Here is a 20,958-nt window from a genome sequence, read left to right as displayed (position 1 = left end):
GCGTCCCCAAGGGAACGCGGTGCAGCCTCGGGCGTTCGCTCGCCATGGAGGAGCCGTGATGGAGCCCATCTTTGTCGACAGCGCCGCCAGCCTTGGCCGGACGCTCTTTATCGGTGTCATCGGATATATCGGCATCGCGCTTCTCCTGCGGATTTCGGGGAAACGCAGCCTGTCCAAGCTGAACATGTTCGATTTCGTGGTGACGATAGCTCTCGGCTCGGTCCTTGCCGCGATGCTGACCGCGAAGTCCGTGGCCCTGGCCCAGGGCCTTATTGCTGTCGCCGTTCTCCTGTTCCTCCAGTGGTGCGTGACCTTCACTGCGGCGCGATCGTCACGCTTTGACCAGTTGGTGAAGGCCGAGCCGCGGCTCCTGTTCCACAAGGGCGAGTTTCTTCGGGACGCAATGCGCGCCGAGCGGATTGCAGAAAGCGAGCTCTACGCTGCGGCGCGTGACAGCTCCTGCGGCGACCTTGGCCGGGTCCACGCCATGGTACTCGAGAGTGACGGCACGATCAGCGTCATCCCGGAGGAGCAAGCGGGCGATGGATCAGCGATCCCCGAACACTTCCAGGCGCATTCGCTGCAGGCTTCTTCCCTAGGGGAATATGGCGCACATCACTCGAATCGCGGATGAAAAAGTCTCAGATCCTTCGCAGGCTTGTAAATTTCAGCAGAATCGGGCATCAGATGTTGCATTGAGGCATCCTGCCTCCGGAGACATTTTCGATGCCGAAGAAGCCCTTCAGCAAGGCAAGCAGCCGCCTCGCCGTGCCGTCCATGGCTCCGCGCACCATGAAGAAACACAAGCTCAAACCGCGCGGCAAAAGCTTCGGAAAGAAGCGCTAGCTCTTCCGGACCGCTGCCTCCTCACGAAGACATGGCTAGGCGCCGCTTGTTCCGGCCGGTGACGGCAGGGGCGAGGCGGCGCTTTTGCGTCCGGCGCGGCTTGGGGCAGCCGGGCAGCGAGATTGACATGCCCCTGAATGGGGAGAGACACTGGGCGGAAAGGACGCCCAAGGTCTTCGATATGCTCGCATTTCTCGCTGCTCTTTCGCTCGGTCTCGCCTCGGCGACCGCGGCCCAGCCTGTCGAAGAAGGCGTGGTCCTTAGCCCCGAGGATTTCGAGACCACCGTCTATTTTGACTACGGCCGCAACGATCTCGGCTCTGCCGGCGTGATGCTGGTGGAGCACATTGCCGCCAAGGCGCTGGCCGCAGGCTACACCCGCGCCACCGTTACCGGACACACGGACAGGGCAGGTCCCGAGGACGAGAACTACCAGACCGGCCTTGAACGCGCAGAGGCCGTCGCTTCGGTTCTCGTGCAGTCCGGCTTCCGCGAGGACGATATCACCATCAAGAGTGCCGGCGAAACCGAGCCTGCGCGCAAACATGTCGACGAGCGTCGGGAGCCGCTGAACCGCCGCGTCGTGATCGAGTTTTCGGAGTGACGACGGGCCTTGGGCAGGCCCCGGCGATCCGGTAAGCCCGCTCCATGACCAGCTCCCGTCCGCGTTTCCACCTGGCCTTTCCCGTCGACGACCTGGAGGCAGCGCGTAGCTTCTATGGCGGCGTTCTTCTGTGCCCTGAAGGGCGGGAAGACCCCGGCCACTGGATCGACTTCGATTTCTACGGCCACCAGATCGTCGCCCACCTCTCACCTGAGGATTGCCGCGCCGCCCAGCGCAATGAGGTCGACGGCAAGGCGGTGCCGGCCAGCCATTTCGGGCTGATTCTCGACTGGTCCGCATGGGAACGGATTCGCGACAGGCTGCGGGCTGCGGGTGCCCGCTTTATCGTCGAGCCCTATATCCGTTTTGAAGGCAAGCCCGGCGAGCAGGCCACCATGTTCGTCCTCGACCCGGCGGGAAACGCGCTCGAATTCAAGGCGTTCCGAGACGACCGGATGGTGTTCGACAAGGGGCTCAAGGAGGAAGGCTGATGGATATCAGGCGAGAGGATGAAGGCGGCCGCGGCCGTTACGTGACCGAGATTGAAGGCCATGAGGCGGAGCTGACTTTCCACAAGGAAGGCAGCAGGCTGACGATTGACCATGTCGGTGTGCCGCGCGCGCTCGAGGGAAGGGGCATCGGCACCCAGCTCGTGGCCCATGCCGTGCAGGAGGCCCGTGCCCGCGGGGAAACTCTGGTCCCGCTTTGTCCCTTTGCGAGAGCCAAGATGGACAGGCATCCTGAGTGGCAGGACGTGCGCGGAGAATAGGCGATGGAGATCCAGCGCGAAGAGTCAGACAGCAAGGGGCGCTATTTTGTGGCCATCGACGGCCATGAGGCCGAGATGACCTATTCCCGCGCCGGGGAGAAGCTGATCATCATCGACCACACCGGTGTTCCCGATGCCCTGCGCGGCAAGGGCGTCGGGGTTGCACTGGTGCAGCGCGGCGTCGAGGACGCCCGCCGGGAAGGCCGGAAGATTCTCCCCCTCTGCCCCTACGCGAAAGCACAGATCGACCGGCACGAGGACTGGCAGGACGTGCTGCAATAGGGGGTTGCAGCCCAGCCAAGTGTGATTACCTCTCATCGAGATTCGATGTGGGGGGAGTCTTTCATGTTTCGAAAAGGCCTGGGGCTCGGGGCGCTCGTATTGACTTTGTCCGCCTGCGCACATGAGGCGTCGGTCGCACCGCAGGGCGCTCTCGAAGACGCGGACATTGGTGCCTACTTCGAGGCTTTGCGCGACCTTGGGCAGTTCAATGGCACGGTGCTCGCCACGAAGCATGGCGAAGTCATTCATCTCTCCGCCTACACTCTCGACGGAGAGATCCCGCCGACGATGCCTGTGACGATCGACAGCCAGTACGACCTTCGTTCGGTCTCCAAGCTGGTGGCAAAAATCGCAGTGGTGCAGCTCGAGGAAGACGGGCTGCTGACACGGCAGACGAAGGTTTCCGAGTTCTTCCCAAGCTTCCCGCGTGGCGATGAGATCACGGTGCAACACCTCATGGACCACACCTCCGGCCTTCCGCGGGAGCTGACCGATCCGCCCGAGGACCAGCTTGCCTTGACCCCGGGCCAGATCGTCGGCCTCGCTGCGATTGAGAAGCTTGAGTTCGATCCGGGCACAGGAAGACGCTACTCGAATGTTGGCTACCAGGTCCTCTATGCCATGATTGCGGAGGCCGCTGGCGTGCCGTTTGTCCGCTATGCCGAGGAAGAGATTTTCGACCCTGCAGGTATGACGATGAGCGGCGGGCACTTCTACTCGTCTCGGCCCAAACCCTCGAATTACGCCTACGGACATTTCCTTAGGGACGGCGCCCTCATCGCGATCGAGGAGTTCGAACGCGAGGATATGCGTCCGGCTCACCTCTACGCGACCGCCGCCGACCTCGATCAATTGCTGAGCTACGTGTCCCGCGAGCCTTTTCTCAGCAAGCTTGCCAACGAAGACGGTGTGATCGCGCACGCCGGCGGCACGCGCGGTAAGCGTGCTTACGTCGAGGCGAATACTGAACTTGGCTATCGAATGGTGTTGCTTTCAAACTATGACGAGGTTCCGTTATCACAGGTCGTCAGTGATATGAGGGCGATTCTTGAGGGCAAACCCTTCGAGATACCCGAGAAGGTGTTCCGTACAGCCATTGACCTGCCCGAGAGCACGCTCAGGCGATACGAGGGCACGTACAGCTTTGCGGAGCTCGAGCACCTTAAGCTCGTGATCAAGTTCGAGAACGGAGCGCTCGCCGTCTACCAGAACGGACAGAACAACGGCTTTCTGAAAGCCGAGAGTGAGCGTGTGTTTTTTGAGGACCCTGAGTCAAACGAGTCTATCGAGTTTCGCCCCCGCGAAGATGGTCGCTACGACATGCTCCTGGATTGGCAGGGCGTCCGCTGGGAAGGTGAGCCGGTCGCTCAGTAAACCCGCATAATATCGCTCAGCGCCTTCTTTTTCAGCGCGTGCTCCGGCACCGTTGCATCCTTCGCGGGTTTGCCCACGACGACAATCATCAGCGGCTTCTCCGTCGCCGGACGGCCGAGGAGCTCGTTCAGGAACTTCATCGGGTTCGGCGTGTGGGTGAGGGTGCCGAGCCCGGCAAGGTGGAGCGCCGTTATCAGCATCCCGCAAGCAAGTCCCGCGCTCTCGGTGACGTAGTAGTTCTTCCTGTCGTCGCCCGCTTCGATGCCGCCGCGCTTCTGGGCAAAGCAGACGATCAGGTAGGGCGCAGTCTCGAGGAACGGCTTCTCCCAATCGGTGCCGATCGGCGCGAGGGCTTCCAGCCACTCGGCGCCCGCTTTGCCGCTGTAGAAAGCCTTCTCCTCTTCCTCGGCGGCGATGCGGATCTGCCGCTTGACCTCCGGGCTCTCGCAGACGGCGAAGAACCAGGGCTGGTGGTTGGCGCCGGAGGGGGCGGTGCCCGCCGCCGCGATCGCCGCCTCGATAACCTTCCGGTCCACCGGTTCGCCAGAAAACGCTCGTAGCGTGTGCCGGGTCTTCATGGTCTCGGCGAAGGCGCGGGCGGCGGCGAGGCTCTCCTCGTCCGAAAGCTGCGGTCCGGGAGGCAGGTCTTTCAAAGGGATATGGCGATGCTTGGTCATGGGCGGGTTGTGCGCCTTGATCCCGGCTGTGTGAAGAACCCGTCAGGCAATTCCGCACCGCCGTTAACCCGCCGCTAACCCTCCTGACCGATCCTTTAACCGTGACACCCAAGCCGTTCTGAGGATTCGCCCAACATGCCGCTCAATCTCTCTGTACCCACCTCGGCGGAGCTCAAGCCCAAGATCGTCGTCATCGGCGTTGGCGGCGCAGGCGGCAACGCGGTCAACAACATGATCGAGAGCGAGCTCGACGGCGTCTCCTTCGTCTGCGCAAACACGGATGCGCAGGCGGTGGGCCTCTCGAAAGCCGAAACCAAGATCCAGCTCGGTACCGGGGTGACGCAGGGCCTCGGCGCAGGTTCGCGTCCGCAGATCGGTGAAGCCGCCGCCGAGGAAAGCCTCGACGAGGTGATGGCTGCACTCGAAGGCGCGAACATGCTCTTCATCACCGCAGGCATGGGCGGCGGCACGGGTACCGGTGCCGCCCCGGTCATCGCCAAGGCCGCGCGCGACCTTGGCATCCTGACCGTCGGTGTCGTGACGAAACCCTTCGCCTTTGAAGGTGCCCGCCGTATGCGGATCGCGGACGAAGGAATCGAGGAGCTGTCGCGCCATGTCGACACGCTGCTCATCATCCCCAACCAGAACCTCTTCCGGCTTGCTGACGAGAACACCACCTTCGCTGACGCCTTCGGCATGGCTGACGAAGTGCTCTACGCAGGCGTGCGCGGCATCACCGACCTGATGATCGTGCCGGGGCATATCAACCTCGACTTCGCGGACGTCCGTACCGTGATGAGCGAGATGGGCAAGGCCATGATGGGCACGGGCGAGAGCTCTGACGAGAACCGCGCCTCAGTCGCTGCTGCCGCCGCGATCTCGAACCCGCTTCTCGACGAGATGTCGCTCAAGGGCGCCAAGGGTGTGCTGATCAACATCACCGGCGGCCTCGACATGAAGCTCTTTGAAGTGGACGAGGCAGCCAACGCCATCCGCAACGAAGTCGACCCGGATGCCAACATCATCGTCGGCTCGACCTTCGACCAGTCTCTCGAGGGCACGATCCGCGTCTCCGTCGTCGCCACGGGGATCGACGGCGCTTCCGCCATTGCCACCGCGCCGGTGGCCGCGCCGCGCCCGGCCGTCGCCGCTGCGCCGCAAGCCGCTCCGGCCGAAACACCGACCCCGGTCCAACAGCCTGACTCCGCTCCGGCCGCGGTCGCGGCCAGCACCGAAGCCAACCCGGTCGGCGAAGTGCATGAGCGTATCCGCCGTATCCTGACCGAAGACACGCCGGTCGCCCGCGAGGAGCTTCGGCAAGCCACAGCCCGTCAGAATCCGTTCCGCGGTCGCCAGACCTCGACCCTCGAAGCGGCCATGGGCCTTCTCAAGGAGACCTTCAAGGGCCGCCAGGACGAACAGCCTCTGCAGCCGCGCCGCAAGCCGTCGGCCAAGCCGCTCACGGACGATGACGACGAGGTCGAAGTCCCGGCATTCCTCCGCCGCAACTGATTTCCGGGCAGCACTGCAGGTGCGAGAAGGAGGGCCTCGGCCCTCCTTTTTCTTTCTGTGCAGATCAAAAAAAGGCCGCGGACAATGCCGCGGCCTTTCGTCATGACTCCGTAGACGTCAGAGCGTTTCGGGATAAATCGGCTGGATGTCCACCGGGATTTCGGTCATCGAGGCGATGATGCGATCAGCATCGTCATCCAAAACGCCATAGCCATCGAGAAATGCTCCGGCTGCGTCATAGTCACCGTCGCCCTGGATTATCACGACCTTGGCCGTCAAATCACGGATGGCCTTCTCGAGCACATCGAAATCGACCCTGTATTTGCCTGTCTCCTCGTCAACCTCGAAGGCGCCGGCTTCTTTGTAGAAGTTATACTGGAAGGCTGCGCCCTTGCCGTGCGCCTCTCCGATGCCAAAGCGCATCGAGCGGAAGAGACCTGCGAAATAGGTAGCGAGGAAGTTCTCTTTCTCCTCCGCAGGCAGCTCGCCGCGCTCCATCATGTAGAGGATGTTGTAGGCGCCCATGACGTCCGCCTTGCCTTCCTCCATCGGTGAGTAACGCTCCTTAAGCTGAGCATTCACCGTCGTTTCCTCGCCGTCCACGGTAATGGTGCCCGGCCCGAGCGAGTGGCTCAGTTCGTGGAAGAGCGTGTTCACGCCCATGTATTTCTGCATCAGGAGCCCGGCCTGCTCGTCCACCAGGACCTTCGATGCCATCGGCGCCAGGATACGGTCGAATTTCGCCCCCATGACGTTGTTGAGCAGCACCTTCTTCGCGCCCTTCGCTTCGCGAACCCGCTCGTCATTGGGCAGGTTGAAGGCAATCGTCTGCACACCCGGCACGTTGTCACCGCCGCCATGGACCTGGTCCACGACAGCAATCGGGCTTTCGAAGCCGCGGGCGAAGTTCTTGTAGGAATTGTCGACCGGAAGGTTCTCTTCCATGTCGCGGAGCATGCCCTTGTATTTGTCGAGCGCCGCTGATTCCTCAGGGTTCTTCACCGTGATGAAAGCTTCATAGGCGGTTTTATACCCGAAGAGCCCGTCATCATAGACCTCATACGGACCAATGGCGACTTCGATCGTTCCGTCGAGATCCATCCACGCCATCTCGCTTTCGAAATAGTCGTCGGTGAGGAAACTCTCAGCACGCAAGGTGAGGAACCTCTTCAGGCTCTCGTTCGACGTTTTGTCCGCGGCCTGGCGGAGGAGGGCAGCTGCCGGTTCTAGGAACTCCGCATACGCCTCGCTATAGGGAATCGCACGCAGTCCCCCGTCCTCGGTCCGGCGGATCACGGTGTAGCCTGAACGGAACGCCTCTTCGTCTTCGGGGTGTTCCGCGATCCAGTCCTCGAATTCCTGCTTGGTGATATCGGCGGGGTAGAAGCCGGCGCCTGCGGGCCGCTCCACCGAGCCATAGAACGGCTTGTTGTGATTCAGGGTGTCCCAAGGGCCGAAATGCAGGTCGAACAGGTCGAGCAGCAGGTCCCGGTCCTTGAGCTCCGACGCCGCGATCTCTTCACGCCATTCAGGATTCCGCGGTGAAATCTGGCGCAGGTAGATCGCACTCATCAGGTTGCCTGCCTGGTTCAGCAGGTTGATGACCTCGCGCTGTTCTTCCGTGAGGAATGAGGTGTCTGGATCCATCTCGATCCGCGCGAACTGGGCCCGCAGTTTCAGGAGCTCTTCGGTCGGGGCGACCTCGACTTCGGAAGCGGGTTCAGCGGACTCCATGGAGCCTGTTTCTTCCGAAGCTGCCTGTTCGACCGGCTCGACCGCCTCACGGTCACAGGCTGCAAGGCCCACGAGGAGAAGCGCTGCCGCAAGGGCGCTCTTGGATGATTGCACGATAATCTCCCTATCCCGGAGCAGGGCCCAGCCTGCTCTCGATCTGTGTTGCCCGGCCGGGGCTTAGACCTTTCCGGCGTGGCTAGCAAAGCGCCGCACCGCAGGAAGCTCTGGACGCAGGCCGGTTTCGCGGCGAACCTCGGTTCCACTAAACCTAGTGGGGGAGCGGGCTATGCAGCTTTTCGGAATGACGCGGCGCGGCGCGGCGGATATTCGTTTCATGGCCGAAGGCATGAGCGAAGGCGCCAGACTCTATACTGACGAGGGGCTCGATCACATTGAAGCCGCACCGCTTTTCTTTACCGACCCCGAGCGGCTCGACACGCTCTACGAAGCAGGGATTCCGACCGATGTCCTCGGTATTGCCATTGGGGTGGCGCAGAAGTCGAAGAATTGGATCCGCCTGCAATTCACATCGAAGCTTCTCAAGAAGATCGAGGAATGCAGCCCTGACATCTTGTTCGACATGGAGAAGAAGTTCGAGTTCACCTCCATGGTGAGTCGCGAGCTGAGCGGCTTCTCTGAAGAATTCATCCGGGTCGCCGCGCTCCTCGAAGATGCGATCAAGCGTCAGGATAAGGAAGCCGCGGCGCGCTATGCCCAGCACTCTCTGGAACTGATCCTCCTCTTCCTCGGACGGATGAACCAGCACTATCAGGACTTCGGCCACTTCTTCGAAACCGGGGTCTACAACCAGTTCCGGGCCAAGCTGAACACGATGAGCGTCGGCGACCGGCGGCTGATCGAGGCATTCTACACCCAGTTCCAAAGCGGCGTCGCGGTGATGACGCGGGTCTTCTCCGGCGAGATCCCGCAGGCCCAGCGCAACCGTGCGGTGACGATCAACCACGTCTTCCGTTGGCTGAGCCAAGTGTCGCAGTCGGTCAGTGGCATGTACAACGCGGCGATCAAAGTCGTGAACGCCTGACTCAGGCTGCCCCTGTCATTTCTCGGCAGCCGCGCTAAGGGCGGCTTATGGCTGATTCACCCAAGAAACGCGCGGCTCTCGCTGCGCTCGAACTCGTCGAGGACGGCATGCGGCTCGGCCTCGGCACAGGTTCCACGGCGAAGTTCTTTATCGAAGCCTTGGGCGAGAAGGTCCGCACGGGCCTCGACGTCAAGGGCGTCCCGACTTCGAGATGGAGCGAGGAACTCGCCAGGAAGAACGGCATCGAGCTGTTCGAGCCTGACGAGACAACGGTGCTGGATCTCGACATCGATGGCTCGGACGAGATCACGCCCGATGGCTCGATGATCAAGGGCGGCGGAGGCGCCATGCTGCGCGAGAAGATCGTCGCACGGGCTGCGCGGAAGTTCGTCATGATCGCTGACGCGTCGAAGCGGGTGCACACCCTCGGCGCCTTTCCGCTGCCGGTGGAGGTCATCCCGTTCGGCCAAGCGCTGACCGTCCGGGCGATCCGCGAGGTGCTCTCGGAGGAGGGCTTCAGCAATCCGCAAATCACGCTGCGCGCAGCGCCGAATGGCGAAGGCTTTTTCCTGACAGACGCCGGGAATCTCGTTGCGGATCTGGCGCTCGGGCGGATCCAGAACCCCGAAACCCTCGACCGGAAGCTCACCATGATACCGGGCGTCGTGACCACCGGCCTGTTCCTGGGCTTCGACGTCCACCAGATCCTCGCGACCGAGGATGGGTTCCTCGATGGCTGAGAAGACGCCCTACGAGACGCTTAAGGCGGCGATCGAGGCTTACGGCGAAGCGGCCATGGAGAACTTCCTCCGGTGCCGTGCCCTCGGGCACGCCGTGGCCGAGGGTTTCGACAGTTATCTCGAAGCACCCGAACCCGCCGTTGCGCTGGTGCCGCCCCAGGGACCGTTCGACCCGAGCCAGGAATATGGGGACGCCGCATTCAGCTATGACCCCAAGCAACCGATCCGACTGGAGCCGATCGCTTTCGGCATCTCCGTCACTGTTCCGAATGTCGAGGACTCCGGCTCGCTCTGGATTCGCACGGGCATCAAGGTCGAGGTGAAGGACGACCGGTTCGAAATCTTCATCGCGAACCAGCCGCGGCTGCGCCTCCCGCTCGACTTCGAGGGGAAGCTGCAGCCCGTCTACGAGACCCTGATGGCCGAGTTCCTCCATCTCTTCCGCCACGAGCTCGCCGATTTCGGCGATGCCCGCTACCAGAACCGTATCGGCTTCGTCCCGACCATGCCGAAGTAACCTCGCGCCCACCCCCCGCGAAGGAGGCCAGATGGCTTACGACTACGATCTTTTTGTGATTGGCGCAGGTTCGGGCGGTGTCCGGGCAGCGCGGCTCGCGGCGCAGGCCGGCTTCAAAGTCGCGTGTGCCGAGGAATCAAAACCCGGCGGCACCTGCGTCGTTCGCGGCTGCGTGCCCAAGAAGCTTTTTGTTTATGCGTCCGAATACGGACACATGATGGAAGATGCCAAGGGCTATGGCTGGACCTTTCCCGAGGCACCGCGCCACGACTGGGACACCCTGCGCGACAATGTGCAGGCCGAGGTCGAGCGCCTCTCCGGCATTTATTCCGGCATCCTTGAGAAGAATGGCGTCGATCACATCCGCAGCCGTGCAGTCCTCGTCGATCCGCATACGATCCATATCGTCGAGGAGGACCGCCAGGTCACGGCGGAGAAGATCCTTGTCGCCGTCGGTGGTCGTCCCATCCGCGATGACGGTATTCCTGGTGCCGAGCTCGGCATCGTCTCGGATGACGCCTTCCTGCTGCCAAAACTCCCCAAAACGGCCGTGATTGCAGGCGGGGGATATATCGCCGTCGAGTTCGCCTATATTCTCGCGGGCCTCGGCGTCGCTGTCACCCTTGTCTACCGCGGCGAACGCGTGCTGCGCAGTTTCGACACGGACCTTGCCTCCTATGTCGAGGGCAATTTCGAGCGCGCGGGTATCCGCTACGTCAACAACACGGTCTTCACCAAGATCGAAGAGATGGACGTTGGCGGGCGCAGGGTCCACCTGATGAACGGAGACGTTCTTGATACGGAGCTCGTCTTCTGGGCCATCGGCAGGCGGCCGAACACGGACAGTCTCGGCGTCGATAGGGTCGGCGTGCAGGTCGACAGGCACGGCGCCATCATCGTCAACGAAGACAGCCAATCGAGCGTCCCGTCGATCTTCGCCGTGGGCGACGTGACGAACCGCGTGAACCTCACGCCCGTGGCGATCCGCGAGGCGGCGGCGTTCGTGGAAACGCAATTCAAGGGCAATCCTCGCCGGATGGACTATGACTTCATCCCCAAGGCGGTCTTCTCCCAGCCGCCTGTCGCTTCGGTCGGCTATACGGCTGCCGAGGCGCGGGCAGCGGGCTACGAGGTCGATGTCTACAAGGCCGACTTCCGTGCCATGAGGAACATCCTCGCGCAGAACCCGGAGCGCTGTATCATGAAGCTCGTCGTCTGCAAGAAGACCGACAAGGTCCTCGGCTGCCACATTGCAGGGACCGAGGCAGGCGAGATGGTCCAGGTCGCCGCCATCGCGGTGAAGGCCGGCGTCACGAAGGCGCAGTTCGACGCCACCTGCGCCCTGCACCCGACCGTGGCGGAGGAACTGGTGACCCTGAACACGATCGTGGAAGAGTAGGAGGCTCGGATGATCCGGACCTTGGCATGCATGGCGCTCGGAACCTCTCTCGCCGCCTGCTCCCAGGCCGTCACCATCGGGGTCGAGAACGACACGGTCTGCACGTTCCGCCAGATCGAGGGCTACAAGGTCCACCCGCGCAGCGGCGAATACACGCTCGTCTTTGCCATCGAGGAGATGCAGCCGCTGACCAGAAAGCCGATCTATTTCAAGCTCGACTGGGAAGGCGAGCTTGCCGTCAGCGCCGAGAGCCCGGACCAGTACATCACCAGCGTTTACGTAACGCCCGGCATTACCGGCTACACCCTGCCGCTCTCACCCGCTGCGCCCGCGGATTGCCTGCGCGGCGCGGTATCAGGAGACTAGATCATGCGCGTGATCATCTGCGGCGCGGGCCGCGTCGGAACCGGGATCGCCCAGCGCCTCGCTGAGGAAGATGCCAACGTCACGGTGATCGACCAGTCGCCGGAGCTTGTCCGCGGCATCACCGAGCGCCTCGACGTGCGCGGTGTCGTAGGCTCGGGTTCCTACCCCGATGTCCTTGTCGAAGCAGGCGGCCGCGAGGCCGACATGCTGATCGCAGTGACGCATTCGGACGAAGTCAACATTGTCGCCTGTCAGATCGCGCACTCGATCCTGAAAGTGCCCACCAAGATCGCCCGTATCCGTGCGCGGAGCTATCTCGATAAGCGCTATGCCGATGTCTTCAGCCGGGACAACATCCCGATCGACGTCATCATCTCGCCTGAGCGCGAGGTCGCGGCTGCCGTGCTTCAGCGGCTGACGACTCCCGCAGCTTTTGACGTGAAGAGCTTCGCCGACGACAAGGTCTGGGCCGTTGGGCTCAGGCTGCGCGAGGACTCGCCGATCCTGGCGACCCCGCTGCGACAGGTGCGCGAGCTTTTCCCCGATCTCAAGATCACCATCGTCGGCGTCTACCGGAACGAAAGCTTCTTCCGTGCGGGTCCGGACGACCAACTCGAAGAAAACGATGAAGTCTTCTTCGTCTCGGCAAAGCAGGATGTCGATCGCGCCATTGCCATTATGGGCGAAGGCCAGATGGCGGCGCGCCGGGTTGTCCTCGTCGGTGGCGGCAATATCGGCTTCGACGTCGCGCGGGCGCTTGAGGAGCAGGGCAAGCGCAAGATCCGGATCATCGAGGCGGACGAGAAACGTGCGGCCTTCATCGCGGAGCGCCTCGACAGGACGATCGTGCTCCACGGTTCAGGCCTCGACCGGTCGATCCTCGCGGAGGCAGGCGTGTCGGAAGCCGAGGCTCTCGTCGCGCTGACCGACAGCGACCAGACGAACCTGCTCGCAGGCGTCATCGGCAAGCGCGAGGGCGCGCGCCGGACCATGATCCTGACCAACGAGCCTGAATACGGCCTTCTGTCCCAGTCGGTGGGCATCGACCGCTTCATCGACCCGCGCGCGACGACGATATCGACGATTCTCCAGCACGTCCGCCGTGGACGGATCAAATCTGTCTACTCGATTCTCGAAGGCCAGGCAGAACTCGTCGACGCCGTTGCGCTCGAAACCTCGAGCCTCGTCGGGACGCCACTTGGCAAGGCCGACCTGCCGTCAGGCGTGGTCATCGGCGCTATCGTCCGGGGGGCGGAGGTCATTCTGCCCAACAAGACCACCATCATCGAGCCCGGCGACCGCATCGTCCTGCTCGCCATGCGCGATGCCGTGAAAGAGGTGGAGAAGATGTTCCGTGTCGGGATCGACTATTTCTAGACTGGCTGCGTGATCGACGGCGACAGCGCGCTGAAGAGCTGTGGCCCGTCTTCGGTCACGACGAAGCAATCCTCGAGCCGCACGCCGAACTCTCCAAAAGAGTAGAGTCCCGGCTCGTTCGAGAAACACATGCCTGGCTGCAGCTCCATCGTCTCGTTCTCGACGAGATTGATCGGCTCATGGCCTTCCATCCCGATGCCATGGCCAAGACGGTGCGACAGCCCCGGCGTCTGGTAGCGCGGCCCCCAGCCAAGGCTCTCATAGTACTGACGAACGGCGCGGTCGACATCGCCCGCAGGGGTGCCGACGACAGCATTCTCCAGCGCGACCTCCTGGCCACGCTTCACCGTCTGCCAGACCTCACGCTGCCGCGCCGTCGGCTCGCCAAGCACGAATGTTCTCGACACGTCGCTTTCATAGTCGTGCACCGCGCAGCCGCAGTCCATCAGGATGATGCCGCCTTCCTTCACCTCCTGCGGTGTACCGGTGCCATGGGGATAGGCGCTCGCATCGTTCAACAGAACCATCGAGAACTGCACGTCCCCGCCATAGGCGCGGGTCCGATCACTCATCAAGTTGCTGACATCGCGGGCGGACATCCCCGGCTCGATGGCCTCGAAAACATCCTTGTATGCCGCCATCGTCACATTGGTTGCCGTCTGCATCAGCGCCAACTCGGCGGGCGACTTGATCATGCGGCAGGCGCGGACCATCGGCGCACCGGGGACAATCTTTCCTTTCAGCGCATTGCGCACGCCGTCAGCTACGAAAAAGCGGGCCGTTTCCTCGATCCCGACTTTTCCGCGGCCGACTTTCCAGTCGTCAGCATACGATTTGACAACCCGGAACGGATCCTCGTTCTCGTGCCAGGTCCTGATTGAGGCGGGCACGCCAATCGTCTCCTCGACCGAGGGCTGCTCGAAGAAAGGCGTCACGATGCCGACCTCGCCTTCGGCCGGGATGAGTGCGAGGGTCGGCCGCTCCGACCGCCACCAGCGCAGGCCGGTGAAATAGACCATCGATGCCCCAGGCTCGATCACCAGCATACGGACATTCCGCTTGCGCATCTCGTTCTGCAACTTGGCGAGCCGTGCCATACGCTCTTCGCGGCTTATGGGCTTGGCGTCCTTGGTAAGGTCGATGTCTGCGGCCTTGGCCGGTGCCGATGCGGCGATCGGCACCATCGACCCCGCGGCGACGAGGCCCGCACCCTTCATAAGATCGCGTTTGCTGACATCCATCGCCCACTCCATCACTCCGGCGCCGGGACCCTAGGCTCGATTGGACCGATCCGCCAACGCCCCCCGCGACATCTTAAGAGAACCCCGCTAGGCCGGGGCGAATGTCGTTTGCGCCCGTCCTCCGTTTCCTTGCTTTAGCGCTCTTCGCCGTCGCCGTGGCGGCGATCGTCCCGGCGCTTCTCGCCTTGGGGCTGGGCGAGGCCATGGAGCCGTTCGTCGCCTCGGCCTTCGTCTCGGGCTTTGCGGGAGCCTGCTTCCTCGTTCTGAGCAAGGGCCTTCCGCGGCTGAACGCCATACGCTCGGGATTCCGCGAACTCGTCCTGGCGCTCAGCCTGTTCTGGCTGGCGGTTCCTTTCGCAGCGGCGATTCCCCTGATCGAACAGACATTCAGCCTGTGGAGCGCGTGGTTTGAGGCCGTCTCGGCCCTGACCACTACGGGCGCCTGGCTGTCAGAGCCAGCAGCGCGATCGACGGTCAGCGGTATGATCTACCGCGCCTCGCTCGAATGGCTGGGCGGCATGGCCAGTCTTGCCACCGCCGCGGCCGTCTTTGTCAGGCCTGAATTCGTGGGCGTCGTCCCGCCTTCGCCGCCCTTCGCCCGCGGCAAGCACGACAGCTATCTTCGTGCTTTTTCGAGCGCTTTCCGGGCCTTCGCGCCGGTCTATGCCAGCCTTACGGCGGTCAGCTTTTTCGCCTTCATGATCGCTGGTGTTCCCTGGGCAGAGGCCGCTACGCTCGCGCTCTCGCTCATAGCGTCGGGCGGCTTTGCGCCCACCCCCGGCGGTCTTGCGGCCTATAACAACGCAGCCCTCGGCGTGGCCATGGCGACGCTGGTGGTGAGCGCCATCAATTTCGTCGTCATCGCACGGCTCGCGCTGCAGGGCAGCGACAGGCTCAAGTCAGGTCCTGATCCGGAGACCCGCGCCTTCATCCTCCTCATCATCCCCGTGGCGCTCCTCTTCTGGCTGTCGGTCGGCAGCTATGACTGGTCTGACTTCCCGCCGCAGATCGTCAACGCCATTTCGCTCCTGTCCACGAACGGCTCGTTCATCGGGGAGACCCCGCAGCTCGTGCCGCTTCTCGTCACTGCCGTCATCGGCGGCGCGGCTGTCTCCACGGCAGGGGGGATCAAGCTGCTGCGGTGGCTCATCACCTTCCAGCGGGCAGGGCAGGAGCTGTGGCAGCTGACCCACCCCGGCGGCGTCCTCAAGCAGGGCCGACCGGCGATCTATGAGTTCGGCGTCTGGATCCACACCATCGCCTTCACCATCGTCCTTGCGGTGCTCGTCCTCACCGTCGCCTTCTTCGGCTACGACCTTGAGCTCGCAGCAGCCACCGCCGTTGCCGTCGTCACCAATGCCGGCCCCCTGATCGCCGCCGCCCCCGGCAGCACGTCCGATTTCATCCAGTTCACCGAGCCCCTGCGGGTCATCCTCGCCTTCGGAATGATCGCAGGCCGGCTAGAGCTGGTCCTGCTCCTATTGCTGTTCGACAGGGAGTTTTGGGAAACCTGATCGCAAGCCTTGCTTTCGCCACCGTTCCCTCCCTACATCGAAGGTGCAGCGCAACATCGCGCGCCACAAACGAGAAGAGCCAGGCCAATGGACAAGCCAAGACCGCTCCAGGATATTTTCCTCAACGAGATCCGCAAGCAGAAGGTCCCCGTGACCGTCTTCCTGGTGAACGGTGTCAAGCTTCAGGGCATCGTGACCTGGTTCGACAGCTTCTGTGTCCTGCTGAAGCGTGACGACCAGACCCAGCTCGTCTACAAGCATGCGATCTCCACGATCATGCCGCAGGGGCCCGTGGACCTGCACGAGGATCAGACCAACGCCTAAACCAACGCCTTTCGAGACTGCCCGCCCGGCCGACAAAGCCTTCGTCATCCATTGTGAGCTGGCGGGCACCGGCCGCAGCCTGCGCTCGGCCGAAGGTGCGCTGGAGGAGGCGGCCAGCCTCACCGCCGCCATCGGCATCGAGACCGTCCGTGCCGAGATCGTCAACCTGCAGGAGGCCCGCCCCGCGACGTTTCTGGGGCAGGGCAAGGTGGACGAGATCGGCCGCTGGCTCGAGGCGGAGGACGACGTCAAGCTCGTCATCGTCAACGCCCAGCTCAGCCCGGTCCAGCACCGCAACCTAGAGCGTGCGTGGAAGGCCAAGGTCCTCGACCGCACGGCCCTCATCCTCGAAATCTTCGGTGAGCGCGCCCAGACCCGCGAAGGCACCCTGCAGGTCGCGCTCGCGCACCTGACCTTCCAGCGCTCGCGCCTCGTGCGCTCCTGGACCCACCTTGAGAGGCAGCGCGGCGGCGCGGGCTTCCTCGGCGGCCCCGGTGAGCGCCAGATCGAGAGCGACCGCCGCATCCTGGCCGAGAAGATCGACCGCCTGAAGGCCGAGCTCGAAGAGGTCCGCCGCACACGGAACCTCCAGCGCCGCAAGAGGAAGCGCGCGCCGAGCCCTGTCATCGCGCTGGTCGGCTACACCAACGCGGGCAAGTCGACGCTCTTCAAACGGATCACCGGCGAGGACACCTTCGCCAAGGATCTCCTCTTCGCCACCCTCGACCCGCTGATGCGCAAGATCGAGCTGCCGTCGGGCCTTGAGGTGGTCCTGTCGGACACGGTGGGCTTCATCTCGGACCTCCCCACCCACCTCGTCGCGTCCTTCCGCGCCACGCTGGAAGAGGTGCTGGAGGCGGACATCGTGGTCCACGTGAGAGACATCAGCCACGACGAGACCGACGCTCAGCGTGCAGACGTCATCAAGGTCCTCGCCGAACTCGGCCTGACCGAAGAGACGGATGCCGTCTTCATCGAGGCGTGGAACAAGATCGACGCTCTGCCCGACGCCAGCGCCGAAGACCCTCCATCAGGCGCTTCCCACGGCGAAGACCGTGGGACCCAACTCCCGCAAGATCAGCAAGCGGAGAAACCCAGTGATGGGCACCACGGTCAAAGCCGTGGTGAGCGCCCAGTCACGGCCCCCGTCACCGCGGAAGCCCTCAGAGAATCCGCCCGCCAGCGCGCCGCCGTCGCCGACGGCACCCCCAAGGACCCGCTCACCGTCGCCCTCTCGGCCCAGACGGGCGAGGGCGTCGAGGATCTCTTGGACCTCATCGATGAGGAACTCACCGCCCTCCGCCAGGAAGTCACCTTCGAGCTAGCCGCCACCGACGGCCAAGCCGCCGCCTGGCTCTACCGCCACGGAGACGTCCTCTCAGACCTCACCACAGAAGGCGGCACAAGAACGATCAGTGTGCGGTTGGAGAAGAGGGACGTGGGGAGGTTTGCGAAGGAGCACGGGTTGGAGCCGGTAGAAGTTGACAAGATAGCTGCCGCTAGGGCCTAGGGCGGCGGCTACTTGTCCGCTCAGTCATATCTTTCGTTTTGAATTCGCCAAGAACCGGTCTCCTGAGATGGGGCTCTTGTAGACACCGTGATCGAGGAAGTTCAGAAGTTCTTTTAGTTGTTTCTTGTCATCAGGGAAAGTTATCGCTTTTCCCGACATCGCGATGCTGACGCCAGCGGCCTTTCCCGCCCTTTCTAGGTCTTTGGTCTTGTAATTGTTCAAGACTCCGGATTTCTTTATAAGGTATATTTTTTTGCGAACGACTTCGTCAGCATCTTCAATGAATTTTTTTACATCTGGAATATTTACCGAAGTCTGATTGGCGAACGTTTTGATTTCGTCGTCGGTCGCATCCCGGAAGTGACCTGTTAAATCGAAGATGCTCCTTGTTGCATGGAAGCTTCGGAATTTGAGCTGTTTTCCGGAGATGAAAGCCGTAATTTTCGTGTTCAGAACAACCGATGGCGTGTCGAGATTATTATAGGTGTTTTTTCTGAGCATAAGAGTTCTTCGCTTGTCCAATATTTGATTTTGGCGAAAGCTCTGCACACCGATAATTGTGGGGCTGCTTGAGCTGTCGCCCATGAACAGCGACTTGACTCGTCCAGAGGCGATCTCGTTCTGGGAGATTGCGGGGATTGCTGTAGCGTTTCCGCTAACACAATCGACGAACTTCTTAACGTCAGGCAGGCCGCCGATGAAAAGCGCTTCGTCGCGTTCGGGGCTGTATCCACCGTCAAACGCGTATTCCTGAGTGATCGACGAAAGAAATTCTTGCTCTTGCTGTTCGGCATCGGCTGGGGCTTGGCCGGACTGTGCCCAGGGCCGGCGCTTGCCGTGATCCCGCTCGCGCCATCTCTCAGTCCTTCTCAATCAAAATGTACTCGGTTAATTGGCCGCATTGCGTATCCAACAAAGCCGAGCGAAGTTCGCGCTTTGTAAGTAATACGTAAACCACACCCTCATCCGTTTCAACCCTATAGAAGTGCCAACCCCATAGATTCAACACTGGGTTGAAGTGGTAGTTGTATCCGGTTGCAGTGATCCAAGAGAAAATACCGAGTATTGGAACCCAAATATAAAAGTTGAGAGATTCAAGATCTGCAGTGAAAAGGGGAAGAAGATACACAAGAAGAAAGGTCAAACTTTCTCTATCTGCTGCTTCTACTCGAGTAATTTTTACGTCTATGTCTTCGAGATTATTTTGAGCGTAGTCGATTATGCCTAAGCATACTATCGTGAGAACTAATACACCTGCCAGCCAGAATATCAGATGGACATAGTCTTCCTGAGCAAACGATATTGCCCCGAAGGTTAGAAAGATCGGGGCTATGGCTGTCGACGTGAGGCAGAGTTTCGCCACGTTGCTTAGCATCAAGACCGCCTTGTTCCTGCTATGTTCTTGTTGAGGGAAGCGGACTAAGCTATCGGATCGCGGAGGTCTACACGAAATAGCAGCGCGACAGGCGTTGATCTTATCCCCGCCCACCAAAACCACCCCATAATCTCCCCATCGCGGCAGGAACGGGACTGACTGGTACCGTCGCCTTTCGGCCGTGGATCGGCTTTGCCGCTCCACCTTCGTGGAGGCCCGCATTTTTGTGGCGCTACCGCTCACTCGCGTTCGCTATATGAGCGCGCCGCGCAGGAGCGCGGGTGCTTGGCCCCGGCAAAGCGCCTGTCGCCGCTGAGTGCCGCCGCGAAAGCAGCCAGCACGCAAGCGCCTGCGCTCACAAAGCGAAGCGGTAGCGCAAACAAAGGCTCCGGGCCGGCGCTCAAATAGGAGGCCGGTCAGGCCGACGGTAGCGCCCAAGAAAGACTCTTACTCTTAAATCTTCTCCCCTAAATCTCGCGCGTCGAAGAGGGGACCTCCTGCATGGGCGCGCCGCGTGTACCGCGAATTCTGTGGATGTTCTGGGCCCAGGGCTGGGACCAGGCGCCGGAGGTTGTCGGCCCCTGCGTTAAGAGCTGGAAGGCGCACAATCCCGACTGGGACATCCGCCTGCTGACGGCGGAGACGATCGCCGAGCATCTTGCCGACCCCAGCGTGATCCAGCGTATGCTGGACGAAGGCCAGCCCCTTGAGGCGGTGTCGAACCTCCTCCGTGTGGAGCTGATCATCGCCCATGGCGGGGTCTGGGCCGATGCCACGGCCTACTGCCTGCGCCCGCTGTCGGAGTGGATCGACGATGCCGCCAAGGGCGGGTTCTTCGCCTTCGCCGACCCCGGCGCTGACCGGAAGCTGTCGAGCTGGTTCCTCGCCGGGCATCCGGGCAATGCGATTGCCACCAAATGGCGCGACGCCACGGTTCGGTACTGGGACGGACGGTCCGAGCGGCACATCTATTTCTGGTTCCACGGGCTGTTCAAGGAGCTCTATCACCAAGACCCGGAATTCCGCGAGGCCTGGGACGCCTGCACCTACATCACCGCCCGTGGCCCGCATATCTTCACGCCCGCCCAGAAGCGCCTCCTCAACCCGCCGGGCCTGAAGGAAAAGCTGATCGCCGGCACCGCAGCCACCCCGCTGGTGAAGCTCTCCCACAAGCTGGGCGTCGATCCTGCGGAGATCGGGCCGGAGACGGCCTATCGCTGGATGCTGGAGCGCGACCCCAAGGGCCCGCTGCCCGGAGCGTTGGCGAAGCCCTTGCGCTCGGTGGCTTCCGGGCTGCTGAAGGCAGCGACGCGAAAGCCCAACGCCTAGCGCTGCGGCTCGTCCGTCTTTGGTGCAGGCGCTTCTTCGGGGCCCTCTTCCGCCGGAGCGGTCTCACCGACACCCAGATCGTCGGGCAGGGTAAAGGCGTCGTCCGTCCGCGCCGCTTCCTCGGTGGACAGGAAGTCGGAGAAATCGTCGTCGCGGAGCTCCTGCTGTTCCTGCTCTGGCAGGAAGTCGACCTCTCCGGTGTCGTCGCGGAAGACGAGGGAGAAGATCAGCGAGTTCGCAAAGAACAGCGCGGCAAGGATCGACGTCGCCCGGGTCAACGCATTGGCCGCGCCGCGGGCCGACATCATGCCGCCACCGCCGCCGCCCATGCCGAGGCCGCCGGCGCCGTCGGAGCGCTGCAGCAGCACCACGCCGATGAGCGCGAGCACGATGAGAACCTGAATGGTGAGAATGACGGCGGCCATG

24 protein-coding genes are annotated in these 20,958 nt (G+C 62.4%); 18 read left to right on the top strand and 6 right to left on the bottom strand.

Annotation, left to right across the window (positions count from 1 at the left end; translation table 11 throughout):
• The first annotated feature begins 58 nt into the window (after nt 1-58).
• From IE053_RS08960 to IE053_RS08935, 6 genes are all read left to right on the top strand, one after another.
• Nucleotides 59-634: a DUF421 domain-containing protein gene (locus IE053_RS08960; protein ID WP_189575118.1), complete on the top strand. Its 576-nt coding sequence runs from the start codon at nt 59-61 to the stop codon at nt 632-634.
• Nucleotides 635-1,027: 393 nt separating this feature from the next.
• Nucleotides 1,028-1,450 (top strand): OmpA family protein, encoded by a 423-nt coding sequence (locus IE053_RS08955; protein WP_189575116.1) that lies wholly within the window; start codon nt 1,028-1,030, stop codon nt 1,448-1,450.
• Nucleotides 1,451-1,494: 44 nt separating this feature from the next.
• Nucleotides 1,495-1,941 carry a VOC family protein gene (locus IE053_RS08950; RefSeq protein WP_189575114.1) on the top strand — a complete coding sequence of 149 codons (447 nt, stop codon included), beginning with the start codon at nt 1,495-1,497 and terminating at the stop codon, nt 1,939-1,941.
• Nucleotides 1,941-2,219: a GNAT family N-acetyltransferase gene (locus tag IE053_RS08945; RefSeq protein ID WP_189575113.1), complete on the top strand. Its 279-nt coding sequence runs from the start codon at nt 1,941-1,943 to the stop codon at nt 2,217-2,219. The genes IE053_RS08950 and IE053_RS08945 overlap by 1 nt, the downstream gene beginning before the upstream one ends.
• Nucleotides 2,220-2,222: 3 nt before the next feature.
• Nucleotides 2,223-2,501, top strand: coding sequence for a GNAT family N-acetyltransferase (locus IE053_RS08940; protein WP_189575111.1), 279 nt, complete (start codon nt 2,223-2,225; stop codon nt 2,499-2,501).
• A 63-nt stretch (nt 2,502-2,564) separates the two neighbouring features.
• Nucleotides 2,565-3,875 (top strand): serine hydrolase domain-containing protein, encoded by a 1,311-nt coding sequence (locus tag IE053_RS08935; protein ID WP_189575109.1) that lies wholly within the window; start codon nt 2,565-2,567, stop codon nt 3,873-3,875.
• Here IE053_RS08935 and IE053_RS08930 read toward each other — a convergent pair.
• On the bottom strand, nt 3,869-4,552 hold the full coding sequence (locus IE053_RS08930; protein ID WP_189575107.1) for a nitroreductase family protein: 684 nt from the start codon (nt 4,550-4,552) through the stop codon (nt 3,869-3,871). The genes IE053_RS08935 and IE053_RS08930 overlap by 7 nt on opposite strands.
• A 135-nt stretch (nt 4,553-4,687) precedes the next feature.
• Between IE053_RS08930 and ftsZ the strand changes: the two genes are divergently transcribed.
• On the top strand, nt 4,688-6,064 hold the full coding sequence (gene ftsZ / locus IE053_RS08925) for a cell division protein FtsZ (RefSeq protein ID WP_189575105.1): 1,377 nt from the start codon (nt 4,688-4,690) through the stop codon (nt 6,062-6,064).
• Nucleotides 6,065-6,181: 117 nt separating this feature from the next.
• Here ftsZ and IE053_RS08920 read toward each other — a convergent pair whose 3' ends face one another.
• A complete protein-coding gene (locus tag IE053_RS08920; RefSeq protein WP_229786155.1) occupies nt 6,182-7,912 on the bottom strand; it encodes a DUF8614 domain-containing protein in 1,731 nt (576 codons plus the stop codon).
• Nucleotides 7,913-8,084: 172 nt separating this feature from the next.
• Between IE053_RS08920 and IE053_RS08915 the strand changes: the two genes are divergently transcribed.
• Genes IE053_RS08915 through trkA form a run of 6 tightly spaced genes read left to right on the top strand, consistent with a single transcriptional unit; the run spans nt 8,085 to nt 13,239 of the window.
• Nucleotides 8,085-8,840, top strand: a complete 756-nt coding sequence (locus tag IE053_RS08915) for a hypothetical protein (protein ID WP_189575103.1) — start codon at nt 8,085-8,087, stop codon at nt 8,838-8,840.
• A 47-nt stretch (nt 8,841-8,887) separates the two neighbouring features.
• Nucleotides 8,888-9,580 carry a ribose-5-phosphate isomerase RpiA gene (rpiA, locus tag IE053_RS08910; RefSeq protein ID WP_189575101.1) on the top strand — a complete coding sequence of 231 codons (693 nt, stop codon included), beginning with the start codon at nt 8,888-8,890 and terminating at the stop codon, nt 9,578-9,580.
• The gene (locus IE053_RS08905) at nt 9,573-10,097 is read left to right on the top strand and encodes a hypothetical protein (protein WP_189575099.1); all 525 of its coding nucleotides are present in this window, start codon (nt 9,573-9,575) and stop codon (nt 10,095-10,097) included. Before rpiA ends, IE053_RS08905 begins: the two co-directional genes overlap by 8 nt.
• Nucleotides 10,098-10,128: 31 nt before the next feature.
• Nucleotides 10,129-11,496 carry a glutathione-disulfide reductase gene (gene gorA / locus IE053_RS08900; protein ID WP_189575097.1) on the top strand — a complete coding sequence of 456 codons (1,368 nt, stop codon included), beginning with the start codon at nt 10,129-10,131 and terminating at the stop codon, nt 11,494-11,496.
• A 9-nt stretch (nt 11,497-11,505) separates the two neighbouring features.
• Nucleotides 11,506-11,862, top strand: a complete 357-nt coding sequence (locus tag IE053_RS08895) for a hypothetical protein (protein ID WP_189575095.1) — start codon at nt 11,506-11,508, stop codon at nt 11,860-11,862.
• 3 nt (nt 11,863-11,865) lie between these two features.
• On the top strand, nt 11,866-13,239 hold the full coding sequence (gene trkA, locus IE053_RS08890) for a Trk system potassium transporter TrkA (RefSeq protein ID WP_189575093.1): 1,374 nt from the start codon (nt 11,866-11,868) through the stop codon (nt 13,237-13,239).
• Here trkA and IE053_RS08885 read toward each other — a convergent pair.
• Complete coding sequence (locus IE053_RS08885) at nt 13,236-14,480, bottom strand: M24 family metallopeptidase (protein ID WP_189575091.1); 1,245 nt, start codon at nt 14,478-14,480, stop codon at nt 13,236-13,238. The two genes, trkA and IE053_RS08885, sit on opposite strands and share 4 nt — an antisense overlap.
• Nucleotides 14,481-14,581: 101 nt before the next feature.
• On the opposite strand from IE053_RS08885, the gene IE053_RS08880 reads away from it, so the two are divergent.
• The 3 genes from IE053_RS08880 to hflX all read left to right on the top strand — a co-directional run bounded on the left by IE053_RS08880 (nt 14,582) and on the right by hflX (nt 17,828).
• Complete coding sequence (locus IE053_RS08880) at nt 14,582-15,994, top strand: potassium transporter TrkG (protein WP_189575089.1); 1,413 nt, start codon at nt 14,582-14,584, stop codon at nt 15,992-15,994.
• A gap of 87 nt (nt 15,995-16,081) precedes the next feature.
• Entirely contained in the window at nt 16,082-16,318 is a 237-nt protein-coding gene (hfq, locus tag IE053_RS08875; RefSeq protein WP_189575087.1) for an RNA chaperone Hfq, read from the top strand.
• Nucleotides 16,254-17,828 carry a GTPase HflX gene (hflX, locus tag IE053_RS08870; RefSeq protein ID WP_229786154.1) on the top strand — a complete coding sequence of 525 codons (1,575 nt, stop codon included), beginning with the start codon at nt 16,254-16,256 and terminating at the stop codon, nt 17,826-17,828. The genes hfq and hflX overlap by 65 nt, the downstream gene beginning before the upstream one ends.
• A gap of 24 nt (nt 17,829-17,852) precedes the next feature.
• Here hflX and IE053_RS08865 read toward each other — a convergent pair whose 3' ends face one another.
• On the bottom strand, nt 17,853-18,413 hold the full coding sequence (locus tag IE053_RS08865; protein WP_373302881.1) for a Kiwa anti-phage protein KwaB-like domain-containing protein: 561 nt from the start codon (nt 18,411-18,413) through the stop codon (nt 17,853-17,855).
• 36 nt (nt 18,414-18,449) lie between these two features.
• On the opposite strand from IE053_RS08865, the gene IE053_RS14665 reads away from it, so the two are divergent.
• Nucleotides 18,450-18,770 carry a DUF6691 family protein gene (locus tag IE053_RS14665; RefSeq protein ID WP_373302880.1) on the top strand — a complete coding sequence of 107 codons (321 nt, stop codon included), beginning with the start codon at nt 18,450-18,452 and terminating at the stop codon, nt 18,768-18,770.
• Here IE053_RS14665 and IE053_RS08860 read toward each other — a convergent pair.
• On the bottom strand, nt 18,688-19,203 hold the full coding sequence (locus IE053_RS08860; RefSeq protein WP_229786153.1) for a KwaA family protein: 516 nt from the start codon (nt 19,201-19,203) through the stop codon (nt 18,688-18,690). The genes IE053_RS14665 and IE053_RS08860 overlap by 83 nt on opposite strands.
• 501 nt (nt 19,204-19,704) lie before the next feature.
• Between IE053_RS08860 and IE053_RS08855 the strand changes: the two genes are divergently transcribed.
• Complete coding sequence (locus tag IE053_RS08855; protein ID WP_189575076.1) at nt 19,705-20,532, top strand: capsular polysaccharide synthesis protein; 828 nt, start codon at nt 19,705-19,707, stop codon at nt 20,530-20,532.
• Here the strand turns inward: IE053_RS08855 and secG are convergent.
• On the bottom strand, nt 20,529-20,957 hold the full coding sequence (secG, locus tag IE053_RS08850) for a preprotein translocase subunit SecG (RefSeq protein WP_189575074.1): 429 nt from the start codon (nt 20,955-20,957) through the stop codon (nt 20,529-20,531). The two genes, IE053_RS08855 and secG, sit on opposite strands and share 4 nt — an antisense overlap.
• Nucleotide 20,958 lies beyond the last annotated feature (1 nt).

The sequence above is a fragment of the Parvularcula lutaonensis genome (assembly GCF_014651915.1).
GTDB classification, from domain to species: domain Bacteria; phylum Pseudomonadota; class Alphaproteobacteria; order Caulobacterales; family Parvularculaceae; genus Parvularcula; species Parvularcula lutaonensis.
This window is presented reverse-complemented; position numbering and strand designations above follow the sequence as displayed.

Excerpts from the sequence above, each read along its gene's own strand:
- IE053_RS08960 (WP_189575118.1), top strand. The coding sequence starts at position 59 with ATGGAGCCCATCTTTGTCGACAGCGCCGCCAGCCTTGGCCGGACGCTC.
- IE053_RS08955 (WP_189575116.1), top strand. The coding sequence starts at position 1,028 with ATGCTCGCATTTCTCGCTGCTCTTTCGCTCGGTCTCGCCTCGGCGACC.
- IE053_RS08950 (WP_189575114.1), top strand. The coding sequence starts at position 1,495 with ATGACCAGCTCCCGTCCGCGTTTCCACCTGGCCTTTCCCGTCGACGAC.
- IE053_RS08945 (WP_189575113.1), top strand. The coding sequence starts at position 1,941 with ATGGATATCAGGCGAGAGGATGAAGGCGGCCGCGGCCGTTACGTGACC.
- IE053_RS08940 (WP_189575111.1), top strand. The coding sequence starts at position 2,223 with ATGGAGATCCAGCGCGAAGAGTCAGACAGCAAGGGGCGCTATTTTGTG.
- IE053_RS08935 (WP_189575109.1), top strand. The coding sequence starts at position 2,565 with ATGTTTCGAAAAGGCCTGGGGCTCGGGGCGCTCGTATTGACTTTGTCC.
- IE053_RS08930 (WP_189575107.1), bottom strand. The coding sequence starts at position 4,552 with ATGACCAAGCATCGCCATATCCCTTTGAAAGACCTGCCTCCCGGACCG.
- ftsZ (WP_189575105.1), top strand. The coding sequence starts at position 4,688 with ATGCCGCTCAATCTCTCTGTACCCACCTCGGCGGAGCTCAAGCCCAAG.
- IE053_RS08915 (WP_189575103.1), top strand. The coding sequence starts at position 8,085 with ATGCAGCTTTTCGGAATGACGCGGCGCGGCGCGGCGGATATTCGTTTC.
- rpiA (WP_189575101.1), top strand. The coding sequence starts at position 8,888 with ATGGCTGATTCACCCAAGAAACGCGCGGCTCTCGCTGCGCTCGAACTC.
- IE053_RS08905 (WP_189575099.1), top strand. The coding sequence starts at position 9,573 with ATGGCTGAGAAGACGCCCTACGAGACGCTTAAGGCGGCGATCGAGGCT.
- gorA (WP_189575097.1), top strand. The coding sequence starts at position 10,129 with ATGGCTTACGACTACGATCTTTTTGTGATTGGCGCAGGTTCGGGCGGT.
- IE053_RS08895 (WP_189575095.1), top strand. The coding sequence starts at position 11,506 with ATGATCCGGACCTTGGCATGCATGGCGCTCGGAACCTCTCTCGCCGCC.
- trkA (WP_189575093.1), top strand. The coding sequence starts at position 11,866 with ATGCGCGTGATCATCTGCGGCGCGGGCCGCGTCGGAACCGGGATCGCC.
- IE053_RS08885 (WP_189575091.1), bottom strand. The coding sequence starts at position 14,480 with ATGGATGTCAGCAAACGCGATCTTATGAAGGGTGCGGGCCTCGTCGCC.
- IE053_RS08880 (WP_189575089.1), top strand. The coding sequence starts at position 14,582 with ATGTCGTTTGCGCCCGTCCTCCGTTTCCTTGCTTTAGCGCTCTTCGCC.
- hfq (WP_189575087.1), top strand. The coding sequence starts at position 16,082 with ATGGACAAGCCAAGACCGCTCCAGGATATTTTCCTCAACGAGATCCGC.
- hflX (WP_229786154.1), top strand. The coding sequence starts at position 16,254 with ATGCGATCTCCACGATCATGCCGCAGGGGCCCGTGGACCTGCACGAGG.
- IE053_RS08865 (WP_373302881.1), bottom strand. The coding sequence starts at position 18,413 with ATGGGCGACAGCTCAAGCAGCCCCACAATTATCGGTGTGCAGAGCTTT.
- IE053_RS08860 (WP_229786153.1), bottom strand. The coding sequence starts at position 19,203 with ATGCTAAGCAACGTGGCGAAACTCTGCCTCACGTCGACAGCCATAGCC.
- IE053_RS08855 (WP_189575076.1), top strand. The coding sequence starts at position 19,705 with ATGGGCGCGCCGCGTGTACCGCGAATTCTGTGGATGTTCTGGGCCCAG.
- secG (WP_189575074.1), bottom strand. The coding sequence starts at position 20,957 with ATGGCCGCCGTCATTCTCACCATTCAGGTTCTCATCGTGCTCGCGCTC.